Origin of the sequence: Paenibacillus sp. MSJ-34, assembly GCF_018918005.1 — a bacterium.
Taxonomy (GTDB): domain Bacteria; phylum Bacillota; class Bacilli; order Paenibacillales; family Paenibacillaceae; genus MSJ-34.
Genome location: NZ_JAHLPR010000012.1, coordinates 105,298 through 113,462, shown reverse-complemented (window position 1 = coordinate 113,462; position 8,165 = coordinate 105,298). Strand labels below are relative to the sequence as shown.

General features: G+C 48.5%; 11 protein-coding genes. All 11 read right to left on the bottom strand.

The genetic code is table 11. The features are described from left to right. Window positions 1–142 precede the first annotated feature (142 nt). Entirely contained in the window at window positions 143–928 is a 786-nt protein-coding gene (locus tag KQI79_RS08470; protein WP_253298020.1) for a DUF1906 domain-containing protein, read from the bottom strand. A 364-nt stretch (window positions 929–1,292) separates the two neighbouring features. Then, the gene (locus tag KQI79_RS08465) at window positions 1,293–1,790 is read right to left on the bottom strand and encodes a hypothetical protein (RefSeq protein WP_216537793.1); all 498 of its coding nucleotides are present in this window, start codon (window positions 1,788–1,790) and stop codon (window positions 1,293–1,295) included. Further along, complete coding sequence (locus KQI79_RS08460; protein WP_216537792.1) at window positions 1,768–1,995, bottom strand: hypothetical protein; 228 nt, start codon at window positions 1,993–1,995, stop codon at window positions 1,768–1,770. Before KQI79_RS08460 ends, KQI79_RS08465 begins: the two co-directional genes overlap by 23 nt. A gap of 43 nt (window positions 1,996–2,038) precedes the next feature. After that, on the bottom strand, window positions 2,039–2,392 hold the full coding sequence (locus KQI79_RS08455; RefSeq protein ID WP_216537804.1) for a DUF6906 family protein: 354 nt from the start codon (window positions 2,390–2,392) through the stop codon (window positions 2,039–2,041). Continuing rightward, on the bottom strand, window positions 2,389–3,225 hold the full coding sequence (locus tag KQI79_RS08450) for an ATP-binding protein (protein WP_216537791.1): 837 nt from the start codon (window positions 3,223–3,225) through the stop codon (window positions 2,389–2,391). The genes KQI79_RS08455 and KQI79_RS08450 overlap by 4 nt, the downstream gene beginning before the upstream one ends. Before the next feature lie 242 nt (window positions 3,226–3,467). Continuing rightward, window positions 3,468–3,890: a phage protein GemA/Gp16 family protein gene (locus tag KQI79_RS08445; protein ID WP_216537790.1), complete on the bottom strand. Its 423-nt coding sequence runs from the start codon at window positions 3,888–3,890 to the stop codon at window positions 3,468–3,470. 9 nt (window positions 3,891–3,899) lie between these two features. Then, window positions 3,900–4,412 (bottom strand): host-nuclease inhibitor Gam family protein, encoded by a 513-nt coding sequence (locus tag KQI79_RS08440; protein WP_216537789.1) that lies wholly within the window; start codon window positions 4,410–4,412, stop codon window positions 3,900–3,902. A 14-nt stretch (window positions 4,413–4,426) separates the two neighbouring features. Further along, a complete protein-coding gene (locus tag KQI79_RS08435) occupies window positions 4,427–4,639 on the bottom strand; it encodes a hypothetical protein (RefSeq protein WP_216537788.1) in 213 nt (70 codons plus the stop codon). Beyond that, a complete protein-coding gene (locus KQI79_RS08430; RefSeq protein ID WP_216537787.1) occupies window positions 4,636–4,980 on the bottom strand; it encodes a hypothetical protein in 345 nt (114 codons plus the stop codon). The genes KQI79_RS08435 and KQI79_RS08430 overlap by 4 nt, the downstream gene beginning before the upstream one ends. A 13-nt stretch (window positions 4,981–4,993) precedes the next feature. Then, the gene (locus KQI79_RS08425; RefSeq protein ID WP_216537786.1) at window positions 4,994–5,974 is read right to left on the bottom strand and encodes an AAA family ATPase; all 981 of its coding nucleotides are present in this window, start codon (window positions 5,972–5,974) and stop codon (window positions 4,994–4,996) included. A 15-nt stretch (window positions 5,975–5,989) separates the two neighbouring features. Beyond that, window positions 5,990–8,065, bottom strand: a complete 2,076-nt coding sequence (locus KQI79_RS08420) for a Mu transposase C-terminal domain-containing protein (protein ID WP_216537785.1) — start codon at window positions 8,063–8,065, stop codon at window positions 5,990–5,992. Window positions 8,066–8,165 lie beyond the last annotated feature (100 nt).

The following is an 8,165-nucleotide window of genomic DNA, read 5'->3' as shown; positions in this document are numbered from 1 at the left end:
TCGGGTTCTTTAGCATACGCATTTTTGAAAATTGCTTTCAAAAACACGTTTACATCGATAATTTTAACTCAAGCACCCCAAATTGAGCCTCAATCGCCCGGTTTATTCCGAGATCCTATATACCAAAGCAGAGAGTTGTCAATTATCCGACCTTGATGATCCCGGCGGCTTTTCGAACTTCATCAGCCAGGCGGTTATATTCTGCCTTTGCCTCTTGGGAGTCGGTAGCATACCAAGCAGCCGAGAGGAAACGAATGATTTTTTCTGCATCTTCCTGTTTCATCTTCGGTTTCACCTCCTCGGGTTGGGATGGTTTAGGTACTTCGGTCGATTTCGTATCCCACCAACCTTCATTGCCAAAAGACTCGTTTAAATCTAGCGTAAGATTGATTCCGGCAAGCCTTGTATCATTTTTGTACTGATAAATGTTAGCGTATGCGCTTTGTTTACCCCGGCTCCAGGCGTAGGTTTGCCAAAAATGGGTACATGCTTTGCGCTTATACATGGCCTCGATCACGGCGTACGATCCGTAGACGCCAACCTTATACCCATGTACTTCTGCCGCAGCAGCACGCAAATACGATTCGATATTGTCGTAATCCTTCGGTTGAGCGTCGTAATCTACCGCGAAATAGATCACTGTTCCGGGCGGCTGCTTAATCAATTTCGCTTCCTTGTACGCTTCAACGCCGTCAACCTTTCCCGCTGCCGCACCCCCAGCAGGGCGTGAGGCAGTCGTTTCAAATACCGATACCACTTTCATCCCGACGGCGCTGATCGCTTCCGCCTCCGATCTAGTGAGTCTTTTCCACGCCAGCCGCTCTGGCACAAGATAGCGGCAAACAAATTTCATTCCGGCAGCGGCCAAAGCTTTGGCCGTGTCTGCCTTGACAGGGATTGCACAATCAATTCCTTTCATCTTCTTCATACTCCTTTCTAATTGGTGTAAAGGTAGCTCCTTCGTGGCCGCATTCTTCGCAAACGAATTTTCCGACGCCTTTCTCGAAGGAACCAACAAATCTTTGATCGCCATAGCATTTCGGACAGATATCCATGTTCAAGCTCCTTTCGGTTCAAAATTGATTTCAAGACGCCGAGTCGCTTCATCGTAATGGATCGACTCGATGACTCGATCGTTGTCCTCGCGTTCCACCTGAAGGCACAAGCTCCGAAGGCCAACTGCTACGGTGCTTGCCGTTAGACAGGTTGACGAGAAGAGAACAAGCATACATTCGGGTCTTTCGGCGTAGCGTAAGGCACTCGTTCGATCTTCGACGACTTCGACTTCATAGTTATCCACCATCCCCCCCGGCAGCAGCGCGGCGGACAATGGATTTGATCATATGCCCGTTACCAATCTGCACTTCGCCATCTGTCAGGCGCTTAACTTTGTAGCGCACCGCCGAAGATAAAAGTTGTTTCTCCGTCACGATGGCGTCAACTAGCTTTAGACCATCGCGCTTGTATCCTCCTAATAGGGGGTTAGGAATCATTTTAGGGACTCTGACGACATCCCCAACATCGGCAGACTCCCGCATCTTGATGATGTCCTTGACCTTCCGAGTAACATCCCGTTTTAACGCTGTTTTTTGCTTTACGGTCATCTTGGTTGTATGGATGGAATAGTCACGAAGGCGAATTGATCTCAATGCGATATCGAATTTATTGCCGTTATCAGCACACTCCAGAGCCAGCGCTTCAACGCAACCGATCCGGTCGATCCATTGGAACGTTTTCGAATCGACAGGGATCAGTTCTTCGTGTGCTTCATCCAAAATAACCTGAGTCACTTCCCAACACTCCCTTGCCATTTATTTGTACACCTAAATGTGATAAAGCAATTTCGATATGTTCGAGTGCAAGGCATGCTGCTGCGATCTCTTCTGGATCACGCTCGTTTGCAATCAGATACAATCGTGCGGTTTCAGCTTGCTCCTTGGCCTTATTGAGCGCTTTGATAAGGCTGTCCTTGCGACTTTTATCGTGCTTATTCATGATCTCCTCCAAATTTTTGCCTGTTATTTTGAGAATTCATGTTTCATGCACCTCGGCGTAGCCGCCGGATCGATCCGGTATGACGATGGATAATAACCATTTCTTGCGGAGTATCCCTTTCAACAAACCAGTTGTTCGGGTTCAATCCGTACCCGTCAATTACAGTTTTCTGCTTGCGTGTCGGTCGTTTCGCTTGCTTCATGGCTATCACATCCTTTAAGCGGAGCTTGTCCGCTTCATTTTTGATGATCAGGGTAAAACAGGATAAGTCCCGGTTCCAACGAATATATCGTCTGTCCAGACGGAGGGTATCGCACCAGTCGAATAAATGGTGCCGACGTTGACCAGTAACGTAAAGAGTACCGTTCGAATCGGTATATACTGCTGGTTGCCTCATGAGATCAACCCCCGCAGCCGATAATTGAGCATAATTTGATCTTCGTCCTTACGTAAAAACATCTTTGCCAGATATGGTTTTCCTTTTGGACTCATCGCTCGTTCGAACATTCGTCCAGCCGTTGCTTCAGACAGAAAGCCGATTAACTCTGTAAAGTATTCGGATGTATAGATGATTGGCAGACCTTTTCGGTATCGGTAGTCGACAATTCCGTAAAATTCTGTGATCCATGTGTCCTTTTGGCTTTCCTTGCAGACATCGTCGACAATCAAGAGTTCGCATGTACAAAGACGCTGTCTAATTTCATCTACAACATGACCCTGATCGGCGGCATGGTATGCCATCATTTCCTTGAATCCCGAAACCCAGTTGAAAAAGACAGGATAAACACCAAGCTCGACAAGCGGAACGACGGCTGCCGTCACCAAATGCGTTTTCCCTGCGCCGGTCTTACCCAAGACGCCAAGCCAAGGAACACCCTTTAAGCCATGCCCTTTCTTAACCCGAGCTACCAGAGTGTCGGAATATTCCTTCACCAGTTCGTACGCTTCAACCACGCGGGGATCGACATCCCTGGTTTCGAATGTTTCAAATGTTTTATCGATAAATTCCTCGCTTATATTGCTAGATTTCAACACTCGCTGTATTCTCTTGCGTTCTACACACGCGCAATCAAACGCTACGTTACGATCAGGATCAAAGATTATGCCTTCGTCTTTACAATTCGCGCATTCATAGCCCGAGTCGTCGACGGAGGGCTTCTTCGGCTCCAATATCGCGAGTTCCGGTTCTTTGCCCTGGGGGACTGACAGGACGTTTTTGATTGCTTCCAAAAGGCGCGCCTCCTTTCTGAGTGCTGAGATTACGAAGGATGCCGCGAGTGTAGTTTTCTTTGATGTTAGGGTACTTTTGGATATGCGTCCGTAGCGCTGTAATGACCAGTTCGGGAGGGTACTTGCTCCAGTAATCAAGCTCTTTACATTTGATACCTTCGGAGATTTTTCCCGTCGTACGGGTCCAACGTATCGTTTCCCAGTACGTTTCTATGACCTGTTGCTGCTCTGGCGTGTAACGATCATAAGCGTCTGGCATCGGCAGAACCTCCTTCCAATGACCGGTGCTTCATCGCCTTGAACGCCTCAATATCCTTGCTAGCCTGACTAGGGGAGAGATAGCTAGGATGACTGACGCCTAGCTTTTTTTCTAGGAATCGGCGGAGGCGAAGGGGATCGCTCTTCCAGCCTAATTCTTCGGCAAGTTTGTTAATTTGCCAAATCTGCTTGGGCGTGGCGCGCCCCCGTTCCCGACTACTTCCTTTACCGAGTAAACCATGCAGTCTATCGATGACTTTGATACCCTGCTCCTTGCTTAAGGCTTTAATGCTGGTTGACCCGGTCACAGATTGGACCAGGTCATGGAGTTCCTCGTTGTTCATTTTCACTTGCTTGGCAAGGCCGAATATCTTCTTGATTTGCGGATAGCTGATTGGTGTCGCCATAAGAATCACCTACAGATCGGCGAGCTTCTCGCGGTCAACCTCATACCAAAACGTATCTTCGACCGTGAGTGTCGCTCCGACCTTCAAGATGTCGTTCTGCGGGTATTTCTTTAGGTTGTCCTTATCGACCTTCTCCGGCGGCTGAATGATACAATCCGTCATTCCATATTCCTTGATCCGGCGTATGACTTCCGCAAGTTTAGCCGCCGCGCGAGGTAAGCTAATTTTGGTGCTTTTTCGAAAACCAGTCTTGCCGAAATTGATCTCTTTGGTTTTCTTATTGCCGAGATCATCCCGATTCGCTTCGACAAACTCCTTCATTTGCATTTCCAGCAACTTCAGGCGCTCTTTCAGAGGTTTTGCCGCCATTTCAGCAGCCAGTTTCGTATCGGAGATTTTGGTATTCATGAGCGCTTCGATTCCTTCGATATCGATCAAAATCTCGCCGATCTCCTTCAACGTCAAATCCACGTCATCCCAATTTTTAAGTACCGGTTGGTCCGGTATGCGTACTCTTGCCATGTGCTGAATCCTCCTTATTCACTCATATTTGCTTCGAAAAACTTACCATTCCAGCGGATGCGCCGGAGCTCGACAGCCCCGGCATGCTTCCGCCCGCCGTACCGATATTCGCCTGTAAATCCAAGATCGCCGTTCCTAAAACTTGTCGTGCCGGTGAGCGTCATATAAAGCGATTCGCCACTTGCGAACAATAACTTGACAATACTGCCGATAGTAGGGTGCATCATGCCAGTTCATCCCCTTCAACGTATGCAGCAATGGGGCGCCCGTCTTCGCACAAAAACGCGATTCCGAGCATCTGATAAAGCCCGTAAGCGTGAATCACAGACAAGTTATCCATTCTTCGTAGGCCGCCGGTTTGGTTGAAATAACTTGCTTCGTTGCTGTATATTTCACCGTCGTATACGGCGTAATAAGGGGATGCTGTCAAGATGCGTTCGACTTCGGCATCGGATATTCCGGCCACAATGGCCGTGAAACGAAGCGGAGTCGGATATACTTTTACGTGACTGAGATATTCATACAAGCGATTAATCGCGTTTGTTGGATTGATTTGAACTGCTTCCATAAGATTCAGCCTCCTATAACATCATCATGTTGCTGGCTTTGGCGATCATGTCTGTTGTAATCGTTGGTGTCCCCCCTGACGTATCAGGACTGCGCATGCTCAAGACACGCAAAATGTTGTTTAGCGTACGATCTAACAGGCGGAAACAGCCGTTCTTGTTATTGGTTGCCCGAACAACCATTTCGTGTATCGCATCTTCCTCGAAATTGAAGTTGCCGAGATAAGTGCGAACCTCGTTAGACGAGAGCCCCTTCAGAGCAACGTAGAAATCGACCCGGTTCGCAAAGCGGGATATATAGCTTTTAATCTGTGCTTCAAGTTTCGGTTCTCCAGCGATGATCATTCCAACATCCGACTGATCAAAAATGGCACGGAGGATTTCCATTTTCTTCTGACTATACTTGCTGACGAGCTTGTCCGCCTCGTCGATGATAAGCAGATATCCCGGATGGCAATTGAAGAATTCGCGGATGCCGTTCACACGTTCCCAGATCGTACCGTAGCTGATCGGCAGGCCGAGCGACTTTTCGATAGCCTTTACTAAATCGCGTTGGCCCATCGTGTCATCGCATTCGATATAAGCGACCTTGGGCGAACGAGCGTAATACTTGAGTGTGTGCGTCTTCCCGAATCCCGATTTTCCGACAACGATCCCGAGCCCGGTGAAAGCTTGGCAAGATTGACATGCACCGATGATTGCTGTTGCATCCCGGCTCTCGATGAATGCGGGCTTTGCCAAAGACACGGTCGGTCGTTCGGCGACTGTGACTTCACCGCCTTGAGAAGCGATGAAATTCGCAATCGCCTGTTCGATCTCGGAAGGATCAGAAGGGTATTTCCCACTCAAATATTGGGAAAGGGCTGGGCGCGAATAGTTGATTTCCTTCGCCAACTCGGTAATCGTCATGCCGTTCTTGTCTATTAAGCTTTTGACTTGCAATGCAAGGGCGGTTGGTGTTCCGCCCTGAATCGGATAAAGTGTTACTGCCTCCATATTCAATCCCTCCAATTAACCAAGTTTACGGAGCGCCGCGAGGGCTTTTTCCGCTTGACGTTGATAAAAGTCATCTGCATCGTCATTAGTCGCCTTGACCGTCTTCTTGGATCGCAGTTCATCACGATACTGCTGATCATCCGGCAGTGCAACCAACTTCGACGCGTTTTGCTTCGTCGCGGGGTTCTCATTCTTGAAAATGAACCCGGCAACGTCGTTCCCATAACCTTGATACTGCGGATCGCGTTCTTCTAGCGGTGTTGTATAATAGGTCAGTTCGTCTAGCGTTTGACGAAGCTGGCGCTTCTGCATCTTCATATGGTCTTCGAGTGCCTTCTGCGGCATCTTCGGTGCAATCAGGAGTAACTCTTGACTATATGCCTCGCAAATTTTTTGCCCGTCAACCGTGTACACGTAGAGCTTTGTCACGTCGTTTGCATCCCATTTGATGTCTACTTTGTCGCCGATATAGTGGCACAGTTCGTCTGCCCTGTACTCGTATCCAAACTTCTTGATACCGACATTCCGAACAAGTACGCGCTCGGCTTTCATCATCAGTACAGTTGCATAGGACTTTGGCGGTGGAGCTTTGACGTAGCGCTCGGCGTTCTGGAACACTTCCAGAGGGGTATGCCATTTATCGCCTTGCTCCTTCAGGCCACTATGGAATGAACGATGATACTCGTCGCGCCACTCACACCAAAGGGAATAAAACTCGTCCAACGTCAACAGTTCGTCGCGTTCGAGCATCTTCTGGATGTCCTTATTGACTTTGGCAGATGTCTTTGAACCCGTAAGCGTTCCGGTGTAACTGGCAACCCATTTTTCAAACTTACTGATCAATGTGCCGAAGAATCGTTCGACCTGCGCCTTTGACCACGGTTGATATGGTAAGCTGCGCATGTCGTCTTGAATCCCGATGCTACGGTAGAAGCCTTTTGTTTCTGAATCGAAGCTGACGCGTTCGGATCGCTTGCGTCCAGTCATCGTTTCAGAGGTATAGTCTTTTCCGTTATCAATAAGCAACCATTGTGGTACGCCGCCGATATCGCCATATAACATGTTGAGAAGTGACTGCTTAAGCACTTGTGAATTCGCCTTGACGCAAATCACATCGCCAACAATGCACCGACTTCGGGTATCTAACCATGCAACAAGTTGCGGACGGATCGCCTTGGTCTTGCCGTTGGGATATGTATATTTGACCCAGATGTCGAAGGTATGCTCGTCACCTTGAACGAGCCCCATAACCGGCAGCGCCTTCGTATTGCGCGAAGCTTTGACCATTCGTTTATTTTTAAACTCTCGCATGCCTTGCTCTGCGAGGAACCTTGCATTTTTGCCGCGCCTCACGTTCATGAGGTAATCGATATAGCGTGCGACCGTTGGATAAGACGGAATATCCCAGCAATTGGTCGAACCAACTTTCATAAGCTTGCTATACACCATTTCCCGCGTGCCGTTATTTTCTGCGAATGAAGAGTCAAACCATAAATTTTCAATGAATGCTTTAACCTCCGGCGTCAGAGAAGGGAACGTATTCTTTTGTTTCGGCTTTCGACATAGAGCCAAAACTTTGAAAAAGTCGTAATTCTTGCCGTCTTGCTTGCTCATTTTAAGAGCCCATGCGCTGGCTTCCAGATAGCTCTGCGAATGCCGGTAAAGTGTGCGTTGGCTCATACCGTTTGCTTTGGCGAAGCTGTCCGCGAATTCGGTGCGATCACGGTCACCGTAGTTCAGAAATTCGCGGATTACTTTCATAAGCTCAACCGCCTCGTAGTATGCTTTTCCATTCTTTTCGATGTATTCGGCAGGATCGACGCCAATGTACCACGGGATTTCTTCAGTTCTGGCGTGTTCATTGATAACCAAGTCCGCGCCGTCGATGTTCGATACTTGCTTGTACGCCAATCTTGCCTTCTTACTTAATGAAGATAATGCAATTAGGACACGTTCCTTTCCGCCTGTGATCACAGCTTCCGTCTTTGCTTTAAATGCTCCCGGATTGCGCTGCACTTTCTTTTTCACGGTATCGTAGCTCATGCCCTCAAGCCCGGCGGCCGCTTCAAGGGTAATGTATATTTCCGACAAGCTTGTTCCTCCTTCCCAAGCGAACGCGTTCGTGCTACAATGGAGGAGTCATATAGATTCAATGGTTTGAGGGAGCGTCTTCCGTGGTTGGTGGGGCGCT

Bases quoted from the DNA above. Each gene is read 5' to 3' on its own strand.
- KQI79_RS08460 (WP_216537792.1), bottom strand. From the start codon at position 1,995: ATGAATAAGCACGATAAAAGTCGCAAGGACAGCCTTATCAAAGCGCTC.
- KQI79_RS08440 (WP_216537789.1), bottom strand. From the start codon at position 4,412: ATGGCAAGAGTACGCATACCGGACCAACCGGTACTTAAAAATTGGGAT.
- KQI79_RS08445 (WP_216537790.1), bottom strand. From the start codon at position 3,890: ATGGCGACACCAATCAGCTATCCGCAAATCAAGAAGATATTCGGCCTT.
- KQI79_RS08470 (WP_253298020.1), bottom strand. From the start codon at position 928: ATGAAGAAGATGAAAGGAATTGATTGTGCAATCCCTGTCAAGGCAGAC.
- KQI79_RS08455 (WP_216537804.1), bottom strand. From the start codon at position 2,392: ATGAGGCAACCAGCAGTATATACCGATTCGAACGGTACTCTTTACGTT.
- KQI79_RS08430 (WP_216537787.1), bottom strand. From the start codon at position 4,980: ATGGAAGCAGTTCAAATCAATCCAACAAACGCGATTAATCGCTTGTAT.
- KQI79_RS08435 (WP_216537788.1), bottom strand. From the start codon at position 4,639: ATGATGCACCCTACTATCGGCAGTATTGTCAAGTTATTGTTCGCAAGT.
- KQI79_RS08425 (WP_216537786.1), bottom strand. From the start codon at position 5,974: ATGGAGGCAGTAACACTTTATCCGATTCAGGGCGGAACACCAACCGCC.